This window comes from Cellulosimicrobium arenosum (assembly GCF_014837295.1).
Lineage (GTDB): Bacteria > Actinomycetota > Actinomycetes > Actinomycetales > Cellulomonadaceae > Cellulosimicrobium > Cellulosimicrobium arenosum.
This window is the reverse complement of sequence record NZ_JACYHB010000012.1, coordinates 38,469-59,552: the sequence shown is the minus strand read 5'-3', so window position 1 is coordinate 59,552 and position 21,084 is coordinate 38,469. Positions and strand designations below refer to the sequence as shown.

At 70.7% G+C, this 21,084-nt stretch carries 18 protein-coding genes; 3 read left to right on the top strand and 15 right to left on the bottom strand.

The window, feature by feature from the left end:
* Positions 1 to 69: 69 nt before the first annotated feature.
* Together IF651_RS13720 and IF651_RS13715 are read left to right on the top strand one after the other, a co-directional pair.
* Complete coding sequence (locus IF651_RS13720; RefSeq protein WP_191829690.1) at positions 70 to 1,062, top strand: FKBP-type peptidyl-prolyl cis-trans isomerase; 993 nt, start codon at positions 70 to 72, stop codon at positions 1,060 to 1,062.
* A gap of 104 nt (positions 1,063 to 1,166) precedes the next feature.
* A complete protein-coding gene (locus IF651_RS13715) occupies positions 1,167 to 1,721 on the top strand; it encodes a phosphoribosyltransferase (protein ID WP_191829689.1) in 555 nt (184 codons plus the stop codon).
* Between the two features lie 192 nt (positions 1,722 to 1,913).
* On the opposite strand, the gene nrdF is transcribed toward IF651_RS13715, so the two are convergent.
* The 9 genes from nrdF to IF651_RS13670 all read right to left on the bottom strand — a co-directional run bounded on the left by nrdF (position 1,914) and on the right by IF651_RS13670 (position 11,781).
* Positions 1,914 to 2,894: a class 1b ribonucleoside-diphosphate reductase subunit beta gene (gene nrdF / locus IF651_RS13710; protein ID WP_191829688.1), complete on the bottom strand. Its 981-nt coding sequence runs from the start codon at positions 2,892 to 2,894 to the stop codon at positions 1,914 to 1,916.
* A 97-nt stretch (positions 2,895 to 2,991) separates the two neighbouring features.
* A complete protein-coding gene (gene nrdE, locus IF651_RS13705) occupies positions 2,992 to 5,127 on the bottom strand; it encodes a class 1b ribonucleoside-diphosphate reductase subunit alpha (RefSeq protein ID WP_191829756.1) in 2,136 nt (711 codons plus the stop codon).
* A 35-nt stretch (positions 5,128 to 5,162) separates the two neighbouring features.
* Positions 5,163 to 5,594 (bottom strand): class Ib ribonucleoside-diphosphate reductase assembly flavoprotein NrdI, encoded by a 432-nt coding sequence (nrdI, locus tag IF651_RS13700; RefSeq protein ID WP_191829687.1) that lies wholly within the window; start codon positions 5,592 to 5,594, stop codon positions 5,163 to 5,165.
* Positions 5,595 to 5,670: 76 nt separating this feature from the next.
* A complete protein-coding gene (nrdH, locus tag IF651_RS13695) occupies positions 5,671 to 5,916 on the bottom strand; it encodes a glutaredoxin-like protein NrdH (protein ID WP_191829686.1) in 246 nt (81 codons plus the stop codon).
* Between the two features lie 643 nt (positions 5,917 to 6,559).
* Entirely contained in the window at positions 6,560 to 7,966 is a 1,407-nt protein-coding gene (locus IF651_RS13690; RefSeq protein ID WP_194720233.1) for a GH1 family beta-glucosidase, read from the bottom strand.
* 244 nt (positions 7,967 to 8,210) lie between these two features.
* On the bottom strand, positions 8,211 to 9,524 hold the full coding sequence (locus tag IF651_RS13685) for an N-acetylglucosamine-6-phosphate deacetylase (RefSeq protein WP_191829685.1): 1,314 nt from the start codon (positions 9,522 to 9,524) through the stop codon (positions 8,211 to 8,213).
* A gap of 45 nt (positions 9,525 to 9,569) precedes the next feature.
* A complete protein-coding gene (locus IF651_RS13680; RefSeq protein ID WP_191829684.1) occupies positions 9,570 to 10,091 on the bottom strand; it encodes a DUF1990 family protein in 522 nt (173 codons plus the stop codon).
* Positions 10,088 to 11,035 carry a YndJ family transporter gene (locus tag IF651_RS13675; protein ID WP_191829683.1) on the bottom strand — a complete coding sequence of 316 codons (948 nt, stop codon included), beginning with the start codon at positions 11,033 to 11,035 and terminating at the stop codon, positions 10,088 to 10,090. The genes IF651_RS13680 and IF651_RS13675 overlap by 4 nt, the downstream gene beginning before the upstream one ends.
* Entirely contained in the window at positions 11,032 to 11,781 is a 750-nt protein-coding gene (locus tag IF651_RS13670) for a TetR/AcrR family transcriptional regulator (protein WP_191829682.1), read from the bottom strand. The genes IF651_RS13675 and IF651_RS13670 overlap by 4 nt, the downstream gene beginning before the upstream one ends.
* A 150-nt stretch (positions 11,782 to 11,931) precedes the next feature.
* On the opposite strand from IF651_RS13670, the gene IF651_RS13665 reads away from it, so the two are divergent.
* On the top strand, positions 11,932 to 15,312 hold the full coding sequence (locus tag IF651_RS13665; protein WP_191829681.1) for an MGH1-like glycoside hydrolase domain-containing protein: 3,381 nt from the start codon (positions 11,932 to 11,934) through the stop codon (positions 15,310 to 15,312).
* A gap of 42 nt (positions 15,313 to 15,354) precedes the next feature.
* Here the strand turns inward: IF651_RS13665 and nucS are convergent, their stop codons facing one another.
* The 6 genes from nucS to atpA all read right to left on the bottom strand — a co-directional run bounded on the left by nucS (position 15,355) and on the right by atpA (position 21,084).
* On the bottom strand, positions 15,355 to 16,050 hold the full coding sequence (nucS, locus tag IF651_RS13660) for an endonuclease NucS (RefSeq protein WP_191829680.1): 696 nt from the start codon (positions 16,048 to 16,050) through the stop codon (positions 15,355 to 15,357).
* Positions 16,051 to 16,136: 86 nt separating this feature from the next.
* Positions 16,137 to 16,550 (bottom strand): DUF2550 family protein, encoded by a 414-nt coding sequence (locus tag IF651_RS13655; protein ID WP_191829679.1) that lies wholly within the window; start codon positions 16,548 to 16,550, stop codon positions 16,137 to 16,139.
* A 15-nt stretch (positions 16,551 to 16,565) separates the two neighbouring features.
* The gene (locus IF651_RS13650) at positions 16,566 to 16,838 is read right to left on the bottom strand and encodes a F0F1 ATP synthase subunit epsilon (RefSeq protein WP_191829678.1); all 273 of its coding nucleotides are present in this window, start codon (positions 16,836 to 16,838) and stop codon (positions 16,566 to 16,568) included.
* Between the two features lie 136 nt (positions 16,839 to 16,974).
* Complete coding sequence (gene atpD / locus IF651_RS13645; RefSeq protein WP_191829677.1) at positions 16,975 to 18,459, bottom strand: F0F1 ATP synthase subunit beta; 1,485 nt, start codon at positions 18,457 to 18,459, stop codon at positions 16,975 to 16,977.
* A gap of 94 nt (positions 18,460 to 18,553) precedes the next feature.
* Positions 18,554 to 19,450: a F0F1 ATP synthase subunit gamma gene (locus IF651_RS13640; protein WP_191829676.1), complete on the bottom strand. Its 897-nt coding sequence runs from the start codon at positions 19,448 to 19,450 to the stop codon at positions 18,554 to 18,556.
* Between the two features lie 2 nt (positions 19,451 to 19,452).
* A complete protein-coding gene (gene atpA, locus IF651_RS13635; protein WP_191829675.1) occupies positions 19,453 to 21,084 on the bottom strand; it encodes a F0F1 ATP synthase subunit alpha in 1,632 nt (543 codons plus the stop codon).

The following is a 21,084-nucleotide window of genomic DNA, read 5'->3' as shown; positions in this document are numbered from 1 at the left end:
GGTGTCGTGCTGGTGCAGCCCAGACCAGGCGACCGCGTGTCGTCCCCTCGAACCGAAGGACCTTCCCTCGTGAAGCACCGCACCCTGCGCGGCGTCGCCGCGCTCACCCTGGGCGCCTCCCTCCTGCTCGCCGGATGCGGCTCGAGCGACGGCGGGGCGGACGACGAGACGTCCGACAGCCCGACCGCGAGCGACGCGGCCTCGTCGAACCCCGCGGACGTCGCGGCCCTCGAGGCCGTCACGGTGACGGGCGACGCCGGCGCGGAGCCGACGGTCGAGTTCGAGACGCCGTTCACCGTGACGGGGGCCGTCTCGAGGTCGCTCGACGAGGGCGACGGCGAGACGATCGAGGCCGGGCAGGAGATCACGATGCACACCGTCGGCTTCTCCGGCGCCGACGGGACCAAGGCGGGCTCGACCTGGGAGACCGACTCCCCCGAGCAGCTCGTCCTGGACGAGAACCTCTACCCGCAGCTCCTCGACGTCGTCGTGGGCAAGAAGGTCGGAACGCGCTTCCTCTTCGCGAGCACGCAGGCCGACCAGGCGACGGGCGAGTCCGCCACCTTCCTGACCGTCGCCGAGGTGACGGGCGTCGAGGACGCCCCGGTCGTCCCCGACCCGGCCGACGTCCCGGACCGCGCCGAGGGCGAGTCCGTGACGCCCGAGGACGGCCTGCCGACCGTCACGCTCGACGACTCCGGCACACCCAGCGTCGAGATCCCGGACGGGTACGAGGCGCCGTCGGAGCTGATCGTGCAGCCGCTGATCAAGGGCGACGGCCCCGAGGTGACCGCGGACCAGACCGTGATCGCGCACTACACGGGCTGGACGTTCGACGGCAAGGCGTTCGACTCGTCCTGGGAGCGCGGGGAGCCCTCGACGTTCCCGCTGAACGGCGTCATCGCCGGGTGGACCGAGGGCCTGGCCGGGCAGACCGTCGGCAGCCAGGTGCTGCTGGTCATCCCGTCCGACATGGCATACGGCGAGCAGGGCACGCCCGACGGGTCGATCCCCCCGGACTCCCCGCTGGTCTTCGTGGTGGACATCCTCGCCGCGTACTGATCCCGTGCCGGACGAAGGGCCGCACCCCGCGGGGGTGCGGCCCTTCGCCGTATCCCCGCCACGTCGCGGCGAACGGGCCACGATCCGGGCCGTAGGCTCGACCCATGACGAACGACCCCACCCATGTCGCACCCGCTGCGCTCTCTGCCGCCGGCCCACCCGTCCCGCCCGAGCGGGAGGTGCTCTCCTGGGAGGCCTTCGGCGTCGCCGCGCGCGAGCTGGCGGAGCAGGTCGTGGCGAGCGGCTACCGGCCCGACGTCGTGGTCGCCGTCGCCCGCGGCGGCCTCCTGCCGGGTGGCGCGGTCGCGTACGCGCTCGGCACCAAGGGCGTGGGGACGCTGAACGTGGAGTTCTACACGGACATCGGCCAGACGCTCTCGGACCCGCGCGTGCTGCCGCCGCTCATGGACACCTCCGACCTGCCGGGGGCGCACGTGCTCGTGGTCGACGACGTCGCGGACTCGGGCCGCACCCTGGCGCTCGTCATGGAGATGCTGAACGGGCACGGCGCGGAGGCGCGCTCTGCCGTGCTCTACACCAAGCCGCGCTCGATCATCCAGCCCGACTACTCGTGGCGCGACACCGACCTGTGGATCACGTTCCCGTGGTCGGCCGAGCCGCCCGTGACGGCGCCCTCCACAGTCGTCCCGCTACCGTGACGCCGCGCTGACCCACCAGTCCTGCGAACAGGCGGGCGCGCTCCGACTCACCGGCGAGGGTGTACGACACGTCCACCGTCTGGTCGACGACGTCGAGCGTGCCCGGCCGGCACGAAGAAGGCCCGGACCTGCAGAGATCTGCAGGTCCGGGCCACCCTTCGGCAGTGACGTGTGCCGGGCCGACTCAGCGACTCAGAAGTCCCAGTCGTCGTCCTCGGTGTTCACAGCCTTGCCGATGACGTACGACGAGCCCGACCCGGAGAAGAAGTCGTGGTTCTCGTCGGCGTTCGGCGACAGGGCCGAGAGGATCGCCGGGTTGACGTCGGTCTCGTCCTTGGGGAACAGAGCCTCGTAGCCGAGGTTCATGAGCGCCTTGTTCGCGTTGTACCGGAGGAACTTCTTGACGTCCTCGGTGAGCCCGACGCCGTCGTAGAGGTCCTCGGTGTACTGCACCTCGTTGTCGTACAGCTCGAACAGCAGCTCGAACGTGTACGCCTTGAGCTCGTCGCGCTCGGCGGGCGAGAGCTTCTCGAGGCCCTTCTGGAACTTGTAGCCGATGTAGTACCCGTGCACGGCCTCGTCACGAATGATCAGGCGGATGAGGTCGGCCGTGTTCGTGAGCTTGGCGCGGCTCGACCAGTACATCGGCAGGTAGAAGCCGGAGTAGAACAGGAACGACTCGAGCAGGGTGCTCGCGACCTTGCGCTTCAGCGGCGAGTCGCCCTTGTAGTACTCCATGACGATCTCGGCCTTGCGCTGCAGGTTCGGGTTCTCCTCCGACCAGCGGAACGCGTCGTCGATCTCGCGCGTCGAGCACAGCGTCGAGAAGATCGACGAGTAGCTCTTCGCGTGCACCGACTCCATGAACGCGATGTTGGTGTACACCGCCTCCTCGTGCGGCGTGATCGCGTCCGGGATGAGCGAGACGGCACCCACCGTCCCCTGGATCGTGTCCAGCAGCGTCAGGCCCGTGAACACACGCATCGTGAGCTCCTGCTCCTGCGCGGTCAGGGTGTGCCACGACTGGATGTCGTTGGACACCGGCACCTTCTCGGGCAGCCAGAAGTTGCCGACGAGACGGTCCCAGACCTCGAGGTCCTTGTCGTCCTCGAGACGGTTCCAGTTGATCGCGCTCACGCGATCGATGAGCTTGAGCTTCCCGGTGGGCGACATCTGCTCTCTTCTCTCCTGCTAGGCCCGGACCGACCGGGAACGACTTCGTGAACGGGACGCTGCGCCGTCGGGCGCTGCCGATAGTTGCTTACGTCAACTACAGCATGCAGCTGACGCAACCCTCCACCTCGGTCCCCTCCAGGGCCATCTGGCGGAGGCGGATGTAGTACAGCGTCTTGATGCCCTTGCGCCACGCGTAGATCTGCGCCCGGTTGACGTCACGCGTCGTCACGGAGTCCTTGAAGAACAGCGTGAGGCTCAGGCCCTGGTCGACGTGCTGGGTCGCGGCTGCGTAGGTGTCGATGATCTTCTCGTACCCGATCTCGTACGCGTCCTCGTAGTACTCGAGGTTGTCGTTCGTCAGGTACGGCGCCGGGTAGTAGACGCGACCGATCTTGCCTTCCTTGCGGATCTCGATCTTCGACGGCACCGGGTGGATGGAGGACGTCGAGTTGTTGATGTAGGAGATCGAGCCCGTCGGCGGGACGGCCTGGAGGTTCTGGTTGTAGATCCCGTGCTCCATGACCGAGGTCTTCAGCGCGCGCCAGTCGTCCTGGGTCGGGATGTGCACGCCGGCGTCGGCGAAGAGGCCACGGACCCGCTCGGTCTCGGGCTCCCACGTCCGGTCGGTGTACTTGTCGAAGTACTCACCGCTCGCGTACTTCGAGTCCTCGAAGCCGCCGAACGCCCGCCCGCGCTCGATCGCCAGCCGGTTGGAGGCCGCGATCGCGTGGTAGGCGACCGTGTAGAAGTAGATGTTGGTGAAGTCGACGCCCTCCGTGGACCCGTAGCGGATGCGCTCGCGCGCGAGGTACCCGTGCAGGTTCATCTGGCCGAGGCCGATCGCGTGGCCCATCTGGTTCGCCCGCTTGATCGACGGCACCGACTCGATGCTGGTCTGGTCCGAGACGGCGGTGAGCGCGCGGATCGCGGTGTCGATCGACTTGGCGAAGTCCGGCGAGTCCATCGTCTTGGCGATGTTCAGCGAACCGAGGTTGCACGAGATGTCGCGGCCGACGTGCTCGTACGAGAGGTCCTCGTTGAACGTCGACGGCGTCGAGACCTGGAGGATCTCCGAGCACAGGTTCGAGTGCGTGATGCGGCCCTTGACGGGGTTCGCGCGGTTCACCGTGTCCTCGAACATGATGTACGGGTAGCCGGACTCGAACTGCAGCTCCGCGATCGTCTGGAAGAAGTCGCGCGCCTTGATCTTCGTCTTGCGGATGCGCGAGTCGTCGACCATCTCGTCGTACTTCTCGGAGATCGACACGTCGGCGAACGGCGTGCCGTAGACGCGCTCGACGTCGTACGGCGAGAACAGGTACATGTCCTCGTTCTTCTTGGCCAGCTCGAACGTGATGTCCGGGATCACGACGCCCAGCGACAGCGTCTTGATGCGGATCTTCTCGTCGGCGTTCTCCCGCTTGGTGTCGAGGAACCGCAGGATGTCCGGGTGGTGCGCGTGCAGGTACACCGCGCCGGCGCCCTGGCGCGCGCCGAGCTGGTTGGCATAGGAGAACGAGTCCTCGAGGAGCTTCATCACGGGGATGACGCCGGAGGACTGGTTCTCGATGTGCTTGATCGGTGCGCCGTGCTCGCGGACGTTGCTCAGGAGGAGGGCGACGCCGCCGCCGCGCTTGGAGAGCTGCAGCGCGGAGTTGATGCCGCGCGCGATCGACTCCATGTTGTCTTCGATCCTGAGCAGGAAGCAGGAGACCGGCTCCCCACGCTGCGCCTTGCCCACGTTGAGGAACGTCGGTGTCGCGGGCTGGAACCGGCCCGAGATGACCTCCTCGACGATGTCGAGCGCCGCCTGCTCGTTCCCGTCCGCGAGCCCGAGCGCGACCATGCACACGCGGTCCTCGAAGCGCTCGAGGTAGCGCTTGCCGTCGAACGTCTTGAGCGTGTACGAGGTGTAGTACTTGAACGCGCCGAGGAACGTCTCGAACCGGAACTTCTTCGAGTACGCGAACTCGAAGAGCGACTTCACGAACGCGCGGTCGTACTTCGCGAGCACCGCGGGATCGTAGTACTTGTTCTCGACGAGGTAGTCCAGCTTCTCCGCGAGGTCGTGGAAGAACACCGTGTTCTGGTTCACGTGCTGCAGGAAGTACTGGCGCGCGGCCTCGCGGTCCTTGTCGAACTGGATCTCGCCGTCCGGACCGTAGAGGTTGAGCATCGCGTTGAGCGCGTGGAAGTCGAGCTGCGAGCTCGACAGCGAGACCTGCTGCACGGCCGGCGCGGCGCTGGCGCCCCCGGCTTCCGGGATCACGCCGGAATCTGTGACTGTCGTTGCCAAAATCGTCCCAATCCGTCGCGGACGCGGGTGGCGTCCTCGGCTGTCCCCAGAAGCTCGAAGGCGTACAGGTAGGGCACCTGGCACTTCGCGGAGATGATGTCGCCGGCGATGCAGTACGCCTCGCCGAAGTTGGTGTTGCCCGCGGCGATCACGCCACGGATCAACGACCGGTTGTGCACGTCGTTCAGGAACTTCACGACCTGTCGCGGCACGGCGCCGCCCTCGTTACCCCCGCCGTAGGTCGGGACCACGAGCACGTAGGGCTCGTGCACCCGCAGGAAGCCGTCCGTCGGCCTCAGCGGGATGCGCTGCACGTCGATGTTCAGCGCACGGAGGCCGAGCCGCTGGACGAAGCGGTGCGTGTTCTCACTCACGCTGGAGAAGTAGACGAGCGACCCCACGGGGACGCACCTCCGTCCTGCTGTGCCTGGTCGTGCTGCTCGGACCACCCGGGGGTGGCCCTGGTGCGTGTGCCGTTCAGGCCACGACGGGTGAAGCCTTCAGCGCGAGCGCGCTGATCTGGTCCGGACGGAACCCGGACCAGTGCTCGTCGCCGGCCACGACGACGGGCGCCTGCAGGTACCCGAGCTCGCGGACCATCGCGAGCGCCTCGGCGTCCTCGCTGATGTCCACGACCGTGTACTCGACGCCCTTCTTGTCGAGAGCGCGGTACGTCGCCTCGCACTGGACGCAGGACGGCTTGCTGTAGACCGTGACGCTCATGTGGATCTCCTCGTCTCGCGCGCTCGGGAGGTGTGCTCGGGGAGGGAGGGAACACCTCTGACCTCGAAGGACACCGCTGGAACTACGTCTGTGTGATTCGCCAGAGAGCCTGTGGCCCCCTGGGTGTGAAACCACTATACCTAGGGGTCCGGGCCGCGCCACCCCACAACATGTCGTGGTGAGAGGTGCGGGCGAGTTCACCCGCTGAGGTGTGCTAGCAGCCATCCGACCATGGTCTCAGCACCCTCTGACACTCCCCCTGGAGCAGGTTCCCCACCGCGTCGTCCACCGCACCGGCGGCCACGTTTCGGCGTCCTCCTGCGACTCCCGCGACGTCGTCCACAGGCTGGGGACGGCGTCGGTCCACACCCTGTGCAGACCTGCCCGACGCGTTCCGGGCGCCCGCCACGAGCGCCTCGCGGCCCGATCGAATCGGGCGGAACCGGGCACGTCCAGGCCGGGCGATGTCGCCAGAACTCGTCGGCGTGTCGTCACCCGCTCGGCGTGTCGCCGCCCGTCCTGCTCGCTGCCCGTCCTGCTCGTCGGAGCCGATGCCGCGCTGCGAGAAAGGTCACCCTCGCCGATCGAGGGACACGGGTCGTCCCCGCGGGCGCCGACGCTCGCGGGGACGACGGGAGAGGTGTCAGCCGACCTCGTCGACCCCCGGCAGCACGTTGCTCGTCGCGAGGCGGCGGTACCAGTGCGCCGAGTCCTTCCACGTCCGTTCGAGCGTGTCGTAGTCGACCCGGATGATCCCGAACCGCCGCTCGTAGCCGTAGCCCCACTCGAAGTTGTCGAGCAGGGACCACGCGAAGTACCCGCGCACGTCGGCACCCGCGTCGACGGCTGCCCCGACCGCGTCGACGTGGTCGTGCAGGTAGGCGACGCGTCGTTCGTCGTGCACGCGCCCGTCGGGCGAGACCTCGTCCTCGAACGCGGCGCCGTTCTCCGTGACCATGAGCGGTTGCCCCGGGTAGGTCGTGGCGACCGACACGAGGAGCTCCGTCATGCCGGCCGGCTCGATGTTCCACCCCATGGCCGTGTACGGGCCGGGCTGCTGGACGAACTCGACGTCGCTCACCCCGATCCACGGGCTGTGGCCGGACGCGCCGTGACCGTCGTTCTCCGACCGCTCGCCGACACCGGAGTAGTGGCGCACCCGCACGGTCGAGTAGTAGTTCACGCCCAGGACGGACAACGGCTGGCGCACGATCTCCAGGTCGCCGTCCTGCACGAACGACCAGTCGCTGACGTGCGCGGTGTCCGCGAGGAGATCGGCGGGGTAGGTGCCGTCGAGCATCGGGCCGAGGAACGCCCGGTTCGCGAGCGCGTCGATCGTGCGGACCGCGTCGAGATCGTCCGCGGACGTCGGGTCGTCGGGCCGGATCACGTGCAGGTTGAGGGTGACCGAGGTCTTCGCGTCCTGGCCGAGCTCGTCGCGGATCGCCGCCACGGCGAGACCGTGGGCGAGGTTCAGGTGGTGCACCGCGGCGAGCGCCGCCGCGGGCTCGGTGCGTCCGGGCGCGTGCACACCGGACCCGTAGCCGAGATAGGCGGTGCACCACGGCTCGTTGAGCGTGGTCCACGTGTCGATGCGGTCCCCCAGCTCTCGCGCCATGTGGCGTGCGTACTCCGCGAAGGCGAGAGCCGTGTCACGGTTGGCCCAGCCGCCGGCGTCCTCGAGCTCCTGGGGCAGGTCCCAGTGGTACAGCGTCACGACGGGCTTGACGCCCTTCTCGATGAGCGCGTCGACGAGGCGGGAGTAGAACGCCACACCCTCGGGGTTGAGGGGTCCGGTGCCCCCGGGCTGCACGCGGGACCACGAGATGGAGAACCGGTACGCACCGAGCCCCAGGTCCGCGATGTGCTGCACGTCCTCGGCCCACCGGTGGTAGTGGTCGTCGGCCACGTCCCCCGTGTCACCGTTGAGGGTGCGCCCGGGCGTGCGGGAGTAGGTGTCCCAGATCGACGGGGTCCGGCCGCCCTCGGCCGCGGCCCCCTCGATCTGGTACGACGCGGTGGCCGAGCCCCACAGGAAGTCGACGGGCAACCTTCGGCCCGACGGCGCGGCGGTGGGCTGACGACCTGGCGCGCGGTCGACGTCGGGCTGGCTGGAGATGTCGGTGCTCACGGTTCCTCGCTGATCTGTGTGCGGTCTCTGCTGGGCGGGGCGCGCGGGTGGAAGCGCTTCCACTCGCGCACCCAGCGTACGCCTTCCGCGCGAGGGCGCCGCGCACGCCTCGGTCCGGTCACGCCGAGAGACCACCCGAGCCCGGTGGAGCAGACGCGTCGCGTCAGTCCGCCGCGCCACCGACGTCGGCCCCGGCGCGCAGGACCTGCTGCACACGCAGGTCGGCGTCCGTCCGCACGACGTCGGCGCGGCGCCCCGTCACCAGGCCACCCACGTCCTCGAGCCCCAGCACCACCGCGGGCGTCCACGACGCGGCGCGGACGGCGTCGACCAGCCCCACGCCCGCCGCGACCGCCTCGCGGACGACGTCGAGCAGGTGGGAGGTCCCTCCGGCGATGCTGCCACCGTCGGCGAGACGGGCGACGCCGTCGGCGACGGCGACCCGCACCGGACCGAGCTCGTAGGTGCCGTCGGCCATTCCTGCGGCGGCCATCGCGTCGGTGACGAGGGCGACGGCGTCGGGCCCGGCCACGTGCCCGTCGGCGTCGACGTGCGCGCCCACCAGCCCGACGACGCTGCGCACGGTGCCGTGCGCGAGGTGCGTCCCGTCGGCGACCAGCTCGACGACCATCTGTCCCCGCGCCGCCGCGGCGAGGCACGCGGCGATCGGGCCGGGGTCACGGTGGTGGAGCGGCCGCATCCCGTTGAACAGGTGCGTGGCGGTCAGTCGCGCACCCGGGCGTCCGGCCGCCGCGAGCGCCGCCAACGCCGCGGCGATCGCGGCCTCGGTCTGCTCCGTGGTCGCGTCGGTGTGCCCGATCGACGGCAGGGCGCCGACCTCGACGAGCGTCTCGATGACGCCACCCGGCCCGACGACGCCCCGGACCTCGGGCGCGACCGTCATCGTGCGCAGATGGCCGCGGGCCGCCGCAGCGATCTCGCGCACGAGCACCGGGTCGCCGTCGAGCATGTCGTGCGGGTTCTGGGCACCGCACCGCGCGCGCGACAGGAACGGACCCTCGAGGTGGATGCCGACGAGGTCGCCCGTGCCGGCGACGTCGGCCAGGGTCGCGACCCGCTCGAGCAGGACCTGGCGGGGGGCCGTGACGAGCGACGCGACGAGGCTGGTGGTGCCGTGGCGCAGGTGCTCGCGAGCGGCGACGAGCACCTCCTCGGCGCTGGTCGCGTCCGGGAAGCTCGCACCGCCGCCACCGTGGTCGTGCAGGTCGACGAGACCGGGCACGAGCGTCGTGCCCGGTTCCGCCGGCGCGAGGTCGGTGACGTCGTACCCGGCCGCGGTCGCGCGGTTCCGCTCCCCCACCCAGGCGATGCGGTCGCCCTGGACGACGACGACGCCGTCGTCCAGGACCGACGTGGGGGTGACGACGCGCCCGGCCAGCACCTGGGTCGGCAGGTGGGCCGGCACCTGCGGCGGGCGGTTCGTCCGGTGCGGCGGCGTGCGTGCGGCGTCGGTCATGGCCTCATTCTGGCGCACTTCGTACACCCGGCGTGCAAACTGCTCTCAGCCGGCACGTGCCCGGAGGAGCTTCGCGGCACCGCGGCCGAGGTGGTGGGCGAAGACCCGCTGGAACGTCGGGACGACGAGCGCGAGCGGACGTACCCACCACAGCGCGGGCCGGCTGAAGACGTCGATGGTCCACCACAGGTCGCCCGCGACGTCGCGCTCCACGGCGAAGCACTCCTCGCCCACGAACGCGTGGCCCGGCAGCGTGCCGTAGCCGAACGCGACCCGGCGCTCGCCCCGCTCGACCCAGACGACCTCGCACGGCTCGAACAGCCGCAGCCGTCCGACCCCGAGGAGCGTCGTGACCTTCCCGCCCGGGGCGGCGACGGGGGCGTCCGCCTCGAGCGTGACCCGCGCCGCCGCGTGCACGCGCCAGGTCAGCAGCTGCTCGCCGAGCCACGCGAGGTCCTCGGGCGGGTGCGCCCGGCGCGACAGCCGGTGGCGCACGTGCAGGTGCCGGTAGCCCGGGGGCAGCGTGCCCGTGCGGGTCGCCCCCACCTCGGTGTACGTGAAGGTCATGTCGTTCTCCGTCCGCCGTGCTGGTCGTCGAGGAAGCCTGCGCCGTGGAGGGCGCCCGGACCGGCACCCGGATGCCCACCCGGACCGTCGGCGTCCCGCGGTCGCCGTGCGACCAGGCGCAGCCCGAGAACCGTGCACAGCACGAACCCGAAGGCGTTGGCCACTCCGTGGGTCGCCGCCATCACGTCGAGGCCCGGGTGCGCGACGTCGAACGCCTCGCCGGCCGCCCACCAGAGCGCCAGGAGCATCGAGACCGAGACCGAGACGACGCCTGTCACCAGCAGGGCGCGCGCGGCGGGGGTGACGACGGCCGGCCGTGCGAGGCTGCGGGTCGTCGCGACCGCCGTCGCCCACAGGGCACCGGTGAGGACGAGCGCGCCGACGAGCTCGGCCACGTCGCCGACGAAGTAGCCCAGCAGCACGAGCACGGTGCCGACCGGCACGCCCCACGCCCCGGCGACCGCGAGCGGGTCCACCGCCCCGTCCGACCGACGAGCGAGCTCGGCCACGCCCCCGGCGACCAGCGCCGCACCGAAGCCCGCGTACAGCATGTGCGGGACGGTCAGGGCGAGATACGTGCCTCCGAACCCGAGCAGGCCCCACCCGGCGCGCTCCGCGACGAGGGCGCACGCACCGACGGCGGGCATGGTCAGCGCCACGGTCGCCGCCACGACCGGTGCGCGCAGCCCTCCGCGCACCGCGTGCCGGAGCGCCGCGAGCAGAATGACGGCGGCGGCGACCGCGAACGGGAGCGCGAGCGCGACGGCGAGCGGCCCCCGGGGCAGGAGCAGGCTGACCGTGCCTGCCGCTCCTGCCAGGGGCCATGCCGGGCTGCGCGGCGCCGGGACGACGTCCGGCCCGAGCAGGCGCAGGCCGAGCGGCAGGACGAGCACGAGCCCCACGGCGACGAGCACGGACACGAGTGCCGCGCCGGCGGCGCTCACGCCGCACCCCTCGCACCGTCGGCGGCCCTCGCCGGCTGGTCGACCGGACCCGACGGCTCCGGACCCGGACCCGGATCCGGATCCGGGGCGACCGATCGCACGAGCCGCAGCACCTGGTCGACGACCCCCCGCGCCACGGGAAGGCGGGAGAGGCGCACGACCTGCCCGACGAGCGACGCCCCGCCGTCGACGAGCCGACGCGTCCGCACGGACCCCGGCGAGGAGTCGTAGACCCAGAAGAGCGTGACGCCGAGCTGAGCGAGCCACAGCAGCCCGGGCAGCTCCGCACGGAGCCGGGCGGGAACCTGAGGGGAGGAACCGGCGACCACCTGCTCGAACAGACCTTGGGACAGCTCGCGCGACGCGGCCGAGTCTGCGGAGAACGGGCTCGCCGGGGAGCCGGGCCGGATGGCCACCGACACGAACTCCGCCCCGAACGCGTGGAAGGGCGCGAACGCGTCGATCGCCGCGTGCCACACGCCGCGCAGGCGCTCGTCCAGCGATCCGGAGGCCTCGAGGACCGGCGCCGCGCGCTCGGCGTGCTCGTGCTGCACCTCGAGGTACAGCTCCTGGACGAGGGCGTCCTTCGAGGGGAAGTGGTAGTAGGCGTTGCCGGTGCTGACACCGGCCTCGGTGGCGATGGCGCGCATCGTGGTGCGCTCGTAGCCGACGTCGCGCAGCATCTGCACCGCGACCTCCCGCACGTGGGCGCGCGTGCGCTCGGACTTCGGGGTCGAGGTGGTCATCGTGTGCTCCGTGAGTTGTTTTTGAACACGTTCAGAATAGTAGCACTCCCGCTCCGGCCCGGCGCCATCGTGTTGTTTTGTGTCGGGAACTGTGCAAATCTGTCCGAGACACCGGTGTCAGGATCAACCTCACTCGACGACGAGGACCCCATGCGACGATCACAGACCCGGGGCGCGGGCGCCCTGGTCACGGGCGCACTCCTGCTCGCGCTCGCCGTTCCGACCGCGACGGCGCTGCCGCACGCACCCGCTCCCGGCGACCCGGCGCAGGTCGAGGTGGACGTGGACCCGACCACGCCCGCAGGGCTGCCCGAGGTCGGGGCCGGCACGTCGTTCGTCGACGGGGGCACGAAGCTCGCCGGCTACGCCGAGCAGGACTGGTACCTCGCCAACGTGCCGATGATCGACCTGCCGGACACGGACGCCGAGGCCGTCTACTACTACCGCTGGCGCGTCCTCAAGGAGCACCTGCGCTACACCGAGCCCGGCACCGGCTGGGTCCTGACCGAGTTCCTCGACTGCTGCGGCTACGCCGCGCCCTACCAGGCGATCAACGCCGCTGCGGGCCACCAGCTCGCGGAGGGACGCTGGTTGCGCGACCAGCGGTACCTCGACGACTACGAGGACTACTGGCTCACCGGACCCGGGCAGATCTCGCCCGCCCAGAACCCCGAGGCGTCCGACTGGGCCCACCAGTACTCGTTCTGGGCGGTCTCGGCGATCGTCGAGCGGGCACAGGTCACCGGCGACCTCGACCGGCTGGCGTCGTTGCAGCCCGAGCTGGAGACGTTCGTCGAGGACTGGAGCAACCAGTACGACGCCGAGACGGGCCTCTACTGGCAGACGCCCGAGTACGACGCGAAGGAGTCCTCCCCCGCGTCGTACGCCACCGACCAGGCGTACGCCGGACGCCACACGTTCCGGCCGTCGATCAACGCCTACCTGTACGGGGACATGGTCGCGCTCGCCCAGGTCGCCGACCTGAACGGCGACGCCGCGACCGCAGCCGAGTACCGGGGCCGCGCCGCGGAGCTGCGCGAGGCCGTCGACACCTACCTGTGGGACGACGACCGCCAGTTCTTCTACGACGTCGTCGACCGGGAGAACCCGGACCACGAGCAGCTGCGCGACCGCCTCGACGTCGGTCTCGTGCCGTGGAAGTTCGGTCTCGCGTCGGCCGACCAGTCGGCAGCGCTCGACCAGCTCTTCGACCCCGAGGGCTTCGCGGCACCCTACGGACCGACCGTCACCGAGCGCCGCAGCCCGGACTTCTGGAAGCACGCCGACGAGGGGTGCTGCAAGTGGGACGGGCCGTCGTGGCCGTTCTCCACGTCTCTGACGCTCGACGGCGTCGCGACCGCGCTGCGCGACGGCACGGCGGGGGACGTCACGCGCGAGCAGTACACCGACCTGTTCGACACCTACGTGCGGACCCAGTTCCGCGACGGCGAGCCGTACGTCGCGGAGGCCCATCACCCCGACGAGGACCGCTGGATCTACGACGGGTACGACCACTCCGAGGACTACCTGCACTCCAGCTACGTCGACCTCGTGCTCCAGGACGTCCTCGGGCTGCAGCCCCAGACCGACGGCACGCTCGTGATCGACCCCCTCGTCCCGGCGGACTGGGACTGGTTCGCCGCCGAGAACGTGCCGTACCACGGACGCAACGTGACGGTCCTGTTCGACCGGGACGGGTCGCACTACGGCGCCGGTGCCGGGCTGCGTGTCTTCGTCGACGGCGAGGAGGCGCTGCACTCCGACGCGACGGTGCTGGACGAGGGCGCAGATCCCGTCGTCGTGCCCGTCCCGTCCGGCGAGGCGCAGCGGCTGCCCCATGCGGTGAACACGTCGGCGAACCCCCTGCAGCACGAGTTCCCCCGGCCGATCGCCTCGTACACGTGGCAGTACGACGACGCGTGGCGGGTCCTCGACGGCAAGGCCTGGTACGACGAGGTGCCCGAGAACACGCGCTGGTCGAACTACTCGTCGCCGAACGCGAGCGACTGGATCGGTGTCGAGTTCGCCGAGCCCACGCAGATCAGCGACGTCCGCTTCCGCGGGTACGCCGACTCCGACGCCGTCAAGGCCGCCGCGTCGTACGAGCTGGAGTACTGGACGGGGTCCGCCTGGCAGGCGGTGCCGGACCAGACGCGCTACCCGGCGCAACCCGTCGGCAACGGGGTCAACCGGATCACGTTCCCGCCCCTCGAGACCACCCGGTACCGCGTCGCCCTCGAGAACGCGCCCGGGAAGTCCGTCGGGGTCACCGAGCTCGAGTCGTGGACACCCGTCTCGCGGAAGGTCTCGGTCCGCGTCGCCGCGCCGGGCTCGTCGGCGCAGGGCGAGTCGTCGCGCGTCGACGTCACCGTGTCCACCCGCGAGGACCCGGTCGACGGCGCGACGGCCTCGCTCGAGCTCCCCGACGGCTGGACCGCAGTCCCGGTCGACGACGCCGGCCCCCGGGACCTCGACGCCTGGGACCGCACGACGCTCTCGTGGGACGTCACTCCCCCGCAGCGCGCCGTCCCGGGCAGCGAGGCACAGCTGGGCGCCGTCGTGCGCTGGGCCGAGGGCGACGTCGAGCAGGAGGCGCGCGCCGCGACGACCACCCGGCTCGCGTTCGACCCCGCGTGGTACGACGACGTCGTGCTGCACGACGACTTCGACACCGACTCGTCCGACGACTACACGACGCTGCAGCCGTCCGCCGAAGCCCTGCCGACCGTGACGGTGGGCGACGGGACCCTCGCGGCGGACGGCGACGCCCGGTACTGGGGCCTGTACGGCCACGAGACCGCGCGCGCGACGAGCTCGTCGGTGCTGATCGCCGAGATCGGCGAGTTCTCCGGCGCGGGAACGTCCGAGGACTCGCTCTTCCTCGGCCTCGCCGCGGCCGACCGCACGTACGCCCTCGCATGGTTCAACCACACGAACGTCGCCGCGGGGCTCGACCGCGTCGGCGGGGAGGGCGGGCCCTCGCCGTGGTTCGGCATCAAGGGCTACGGCCCCGGTGACCGCATCGCGATGCAGGTCGACGGCTCGCGCGTCGAGGTCTTCGCCGAGGAGGACGGCGGGTGGACCTACTACGGCGGCACGACGACGGGCGGCGCGCTCGACACGTCGGACCCGGACGTCCTGGCGAGCCTGCTGCCGACCGTCGGCTTCCGCGCCGACCGTGGGACGGTGAGCATCTCGTCGTTCGAGGTCCGCGCGCGGAGCGGGGCGGCACCGACCCCCGACGTGCAGGTCACCGCCGTTCCTCGCTGCCTGGGCGGCAAGGCCTACGTCGCCGTGCGCGCCGCGTACACGGGGACGGGCGGTTCCGGAACCGGTGAACCGGTCGACATCGAGCTGGTCACGCCGTACGGCACCCGGACGGTCCCGGACGTGACGCCCGGTGCGAACGCCTACCAGTCCTTCGCAGCCCGGGCCACGAGCCTCCCGGCCGGTGCGGCCACGATCCGGGTCACGGACGCGACGACCCGGGTCACGACCCTGCACGCCTCCCACCCGGCGATCACCTGCTGAGCGCGGGGTGGCGACCACCGGGCGGGCGGTCGCTGCCCCGGCTCAGAAGAGCCGCGAGTCGACGTCGTCGACGCCCCGCATCGCGTCGTAGTCCAGGACCAGGCAGCCGATGCCACGGTCCGCGGCGAGGACGCGGGCCTGGGGCCTGATCTCCTGGGCCGCGAAGACACCGCGGACCGGCTTGAGCAGCGGATCCCGGTTCAGCAGGTCGAGATAGCGCGTGAGCTGCTCGACGCCGTCGATGTCGCCCCGGCGCTTGATCTCCACCGCCACGGTCGTGCCCGTGGCGTCCCTCGCCAGGATGTCGACCGGGCCGATCGCGGTCGGGTACTCGCGACGGACCAGCGTGTGGCCCGACCCGAGGAGCTCGATCTGCGCCGCGAGCATCTCCTGCAGGTGCGCCTCGACGCCGTCCTTGATCAGGCCGGGGTCGGTGCCAAGGTCGTGCGAGCTGTCGTGCAGGATCTCGTGCAGCTCGATCTCGAGACGGTCGTCGCTCTTCGCGTGCTGGACCGCCCAGACCTCGCTCACGCCCCGCTCGCGGTCCGCCGACGACGGCTCCCGTGCAGCGAGCGAGCACGGCGGGCTCATCCAGTTCAGCGGCTTGTACGAGCCGCCGTCGGAGTGGAGCAGCACGCTGCCGTCGGCCTTGACGAGCAGCACGCGCGTGGCGAGCGGGAGGTGCGCGGTCAGCCGGCCCGTGTAGCGGGCCGAGCAGCGGGCGACGACGAGACGCAAGGATCGTCCTTCTCAGAAGCCGGGGCGTGGGCAGGTATGGGCACGCGCGCGACGTCGCGGGGACCGTCGTGCTGGATCGTCGCCCGTCACACGACGAGGTCGCGACGACCGGGCGGCGCCGCCTCGAGCCACGAGGCGAGGCCCTCATAGGCCGCTCGGGGCATGGTGAGCTCGAGCTCCTCACCCTCGTAGCGGCAGCGCACGAGATACGTCTCAGGCCGTGAACCGCTCGGTTCGAACGGTTCACGGCCCACGATCGTCAGGTGGTGGCGCGACCAGGAGCGTGCCGGCCGTACCGAGAAGGACCAGCACCTCCACCAGTCGATCCGGCCGACGCAGTAGTGCGCGATCCCCTGCGTCACCCCCGCACCGGTCCGCAGCCCGCAGTCGAACGAGCCGACGCGGCGCGTCAACGCGCGCAGCCGCACGACCACCGCCAGCCCCGCGAGGACCGCGACCGCGACGAGCAGTCCGATCGCGATCCAGGCGAGGGCGGGCACGGTACGAGGATCCGGTCAGCGCGTGGAGGCCGGGGCCTCGACGGAGTCCACGACGACGGTCACCATGTTCGAGTCGACCGAGATGAAGCCCCCGGTGATCTGGACCTCGACCGGCGCACCGGTCGTCGCCTTGATGCGGACCGCACCCTCGCGCAGCACCGACAGCAGCGGCGAGTGCCCGGCGAGGACGCCGATCTCCCCGTCCGCCGCCGGAGCGCTCACCATCTGTGCCTCGCCCGACCAGATCTTGCGGTCCGCCGCCACGAGGTCGACGTTCAGCTCTGCCACTGCAACTCCTTCAGGTCCGGATCAGGTCCGGGTCCAGGTCCGTCGTACGGACCCTCGTCAACGGGTGAGACGTCCTGCGCGGCCGGACGGGCGAGCACCGTGGCCCACCCGCCCAGCCTTGCACGGACACGTCGGATCAGGCGCCGTACTCCTTCTGGATGCGCGCCCAGTTGCGCTCGAGGTCCTCGAGCCCACCGATGTTGAAGAACGCCTGCTCGGAGATGTGGTCGAACTCGCCGTCGGAGATCTTCTTGAACGCCTCGATGGTCTCCGTCAGCGGCACGGTCGAACCGACGACCCCCGTGAACTTCTCGGCCATGTAGGTGTTCTGCGAGAGGAACTGCTGGATGCGACGCGCACGCGCGACGACGGTCTTGTCCTCCTCGGAGAGCTCGTCGACACCGAGGATCGCGATGATGTCCTGGAGCTCCTTGTTGCGCTGCAGGATCGACTTCACGCGGGTCGCCACGTCGTAGTGCTCCTGGCCCACGTACCGGGGGTCGAGGATGCGCGACGTCGACGTGAGCGGGTCCACCGCGGGGTAGAGCCCCTTCGACGCGATCTCGCGCGAGAGCTCGGTGGTCGCGTCGAGGTGCGCGAACGTCGTGGCCGGTGCCGGGTCGGTGTAGTCGTCGGCGGGGACGTAGATCGCCTGCAGGGAGGTGATCGAGTGCCCGCGGGTCGACGTGATGCGCTCCTGGAGCACGCCCATCTCGTCGGCAAGGTTCGGCTGGTAGCCGACCGCGGACGGCATGCGGCCGAGCAGCGTCGACACCTCGGAGCCCGCCTGGGTGAACCGGAAGATGTTGTCGATGAACAGCAGCACGTCCTGCTTCTGCACGTCGCGGAAGTACTCCGCCATCGTCAGGGCCGACAGGGCGACCCGCAGACGCGTGCCCGGCGGCTCGTCCATCTGACCGAAGACCAGTGCGGTCTTGTCGAAGACGCCGGCCTCCTCCATCTCGACGATCAGGTCGTTTCCCTCACGCGTCCGCTCACCGACGCCGGCGAACACGGACACACCGCCGTGGTTCTGCGCGACGCGCTGGATCATCTCCTGGATGAGGACCGTCTTGCCGACGCCCGCACCACCGAAGAGACCGATCTTGCCGCCCTGGACGTACGGGGTCAGCAGGTCGATCACCTTGATGCCGGTCTCGAACATCGTGGTCTTCGACTCGAGCTGGTCGAACGCCGGCGGGCGGCGGTGGATGGGCCAGCGCTCGGTGATCTCGAGCGTCTCGCCCTCCTCGAGGTTCAGGACCTCGCCGGTCACGTCGAAGACGTGCCCCTTGGTGACGTCGCCGACCGGGACGCTGATCGGCGCACCGGTGTCGCGCACCTGCGCACCGCGGACGAGGCCGTCCGTCGGCTTGAGCGCGATGGCACGCACGAGCGAGTCGCCGAGGTGCTGGGCGACCTCGAGCTTGAGCGTGAAGCTGCTCTCGCCCTCGCCCTGCGCCGACAGGTCGATGTCGACCTCGAGCGCGTTGTAGATGTCGGGGATGGCGTCCGCCGGGAACTCGATGTCCACGACGGGGCCGATCACTCGCGCGACCCGGCCAGCTCCCGGCTCGGTCGGGGCCGCGCCGTGTGCTGCGTCCACGGTTGTGGCGGTCATTGCTTGCCTCGCTTCGCAGTGCCGGGAAGGGTCCCGGCGGTGTCGGTCAGGGGATCGGTGATGGGCTGGGCGGCCCTGCGGCTCGCGGTGGCGGTCATGATGCCGCCAACGCGTCGGCACCGGAGACGATCTCGCTGATCTCCTGGGTGATGTCCGCCTGTCGCGCCTGGTTCGCCAGCCGCGTGTAGTTGCGGATGAGGTCCTCCGCGTTGTCCGTCGCCGTGTGCATCGCGCGCTGCCGGGCGGCGAGCTCCGACGCCGCGGCCTCCAGGAGGCACGCGAAGATCCGGCTGCGCACGTAGCGCGGCAGCAGGGCGTCGAGCACGGCCTCGGGCGACGGCTCGAACTCGTACAGCGGGAGCACGTCGTGCTTGCCCGTCGGCGCGACGCCCTCCACGACCTCGAGCGGGAGCATGCGCACGACGCGCGGCCGCTGCGTGACCATGTTGACGAACTGCGTGTGCACGATGTGCAGCTCGCTCACGCCGCCGTCGGACACGGGTGCGAGGAACGAGCCCAGGAGGGTCTCCGCGATCTCCCCCGCCACGTCGTCGTTCGGCGCGTCCGAGCCGTAGGACCAGGACCCGGCCAGCTCGCGTCCGCGGAACTGGTAGTACGAGATCGCACGCCGGCCGGAGGCGTAGAGCACGACCTCCTTGCCCTCCGTCCTCAGCTGGTCGATCAGCCGCTCCGCCTCGCGCAGGATCGACGCCGAGTAGGCGCCGGCCATGCCACGGTCGGACGCGACGACGAGGACCGCCACCCGGTTGGTGTCGGAGCGCTCGCTCGTCAGCGGGTGCGGCGTCGAGCTGTGCGTGGCGACCGCCGACACCGCGCGCGTGATGGCACGCGAGTACGGCGAAGCGGCCGCCGTGCGGTCGCGCGCCTTGCCGATGCGCGACGCGGCGATGAGCTCCTGGGCGCGGAACATCTTCTTCAGGGACTGCGTCGACTTGATCCGCTGCTTGTAGACGCGCTGGGATCCGGCCATCGTCAGGCCCTCTTCTGGCGGACGATCTGCTCCTGCTCGACGTCCACGTCGGCGTCCTCGACGTCGTCCCCGCCGACGAGCGGCGAGCCGTCGGCCTTGAGGAAGCCGTTCCGGAACGCCTCGACGGCCGAGGAGAGCTGGGACTCGAGGTCCTCGCTCAGCTTGCCGGTCTCGGCGATCGTCGAGAGCACGTCGGTGTTGCGGCGCAGGTGGTCGAGCATCTCGGACTCGAACCGACGCACGTCCTCGACCGGGACGTCGTCGATCTTGCCCTTCGTGCCGGCCCAGATCGACGCGACCTGGTCCTCGACCGGGTAGGGCGAGTACTGGCCCTGCTTGAGCAGCTCCATGAGCACCGCACCGCGGGCGAGCTGGCCGCGCGAGGCCGCGTCGAGGTCGGACGCGAACATCGCGAACGCCTCGAGCGAGCGGAACTGCGCGAGCTCGAGCTTGAGCGTCCCGGAGACCTGCTTCATCGCCTTGACCTGGGCGGCACCGCCGACGCGCGAGACGGAGATGCCGACGTCGACCGCGGGACGCTGGTCGGCGTTGAAGAGGTCCGACTGGAGGAAGATCTGGCCGTCGGTGATGGAGATGACGTTCGTCGGGATGTAGGCCGACACGTCGTTCGCCTTCGTCTCGATGACCGGCAGCCCCGTCATCGAACCGGCGCCGAGCTCGTCCGAGAGCTTCGCACAACGCTCGAGCAGGCGAGAGTGCAGGTAGAAGACGTCACCCGGGTAGGCCTCGCGCCCCGGCGGGCGACGCAGCAGGAGCGACACGGCCCGGTACGCCTCGGCCTGCTTCGACAGGTCGTCGAAGACGATGAGGACGTGCTTGCCCTGGTACATCCAGTGCTGGCCGATGGCCGAGCCCGTGTAGGGGGCGAGGTACTTGAAGCCCGCGGGGTCCGAGGCGGGAGCCGCGACGATCGTCGTGTACTCGAGCGCACCGGCCTCCTCGAGAGCACCACGCACCGCGGCGATGGTCGAGCCCTTCTGGCCGACCGCGACGTAGATGCAGCGGACCTGCTTCTGCGGGTCGCCGGACTCCCAGTTCGCCTTCTGGTTGATGATCGTGTCGATCGCGATCGCGGTCTTGCCCGTCTGGCGGTCGCCGATGATGAGCTGACGCTGGCCGCGACCGATCGGGATCATCGAGTCGATCGCCTTGAGGCCGGTCTGCAGCGGCTCGTGGACCGACTTGCGGTCCATGACGCCGGGGGCCTGCAGCTCGAGTGCGCGACGTGCGTCCGTCGCGACGTCGCCCAGACCGTCGATGGGGGTGCCCAGCGGGTCGACGACGCGTCCCAGGTAGCCGTCACCGACCGGGACGGAGAGGACCTCCCCGGTGCGGCGGACCTCCTGCCCCTCCTCGATGCCGGTGAACTCGCCGAGGACGACGACACCGATCTGCCGGACGTCGAGGTTGAGGGCGAGACCCAGGGTCCCGTCCTCGAAGCGCAGCAGCTCGTTCGCCATCGCGCCCGGAAGTCCCTCGACCTGGGCGATGCCGTCGGCGGCCAGGGTGACCCGGCCCACCTCCTCGGACACGGCGCCCTCGGGCTCGTAGGACTTCACGAAGCTGTCCAGAGCGGCCCGGATCTCCTCCGGCCGGATCGTCAGCTCAGCCAT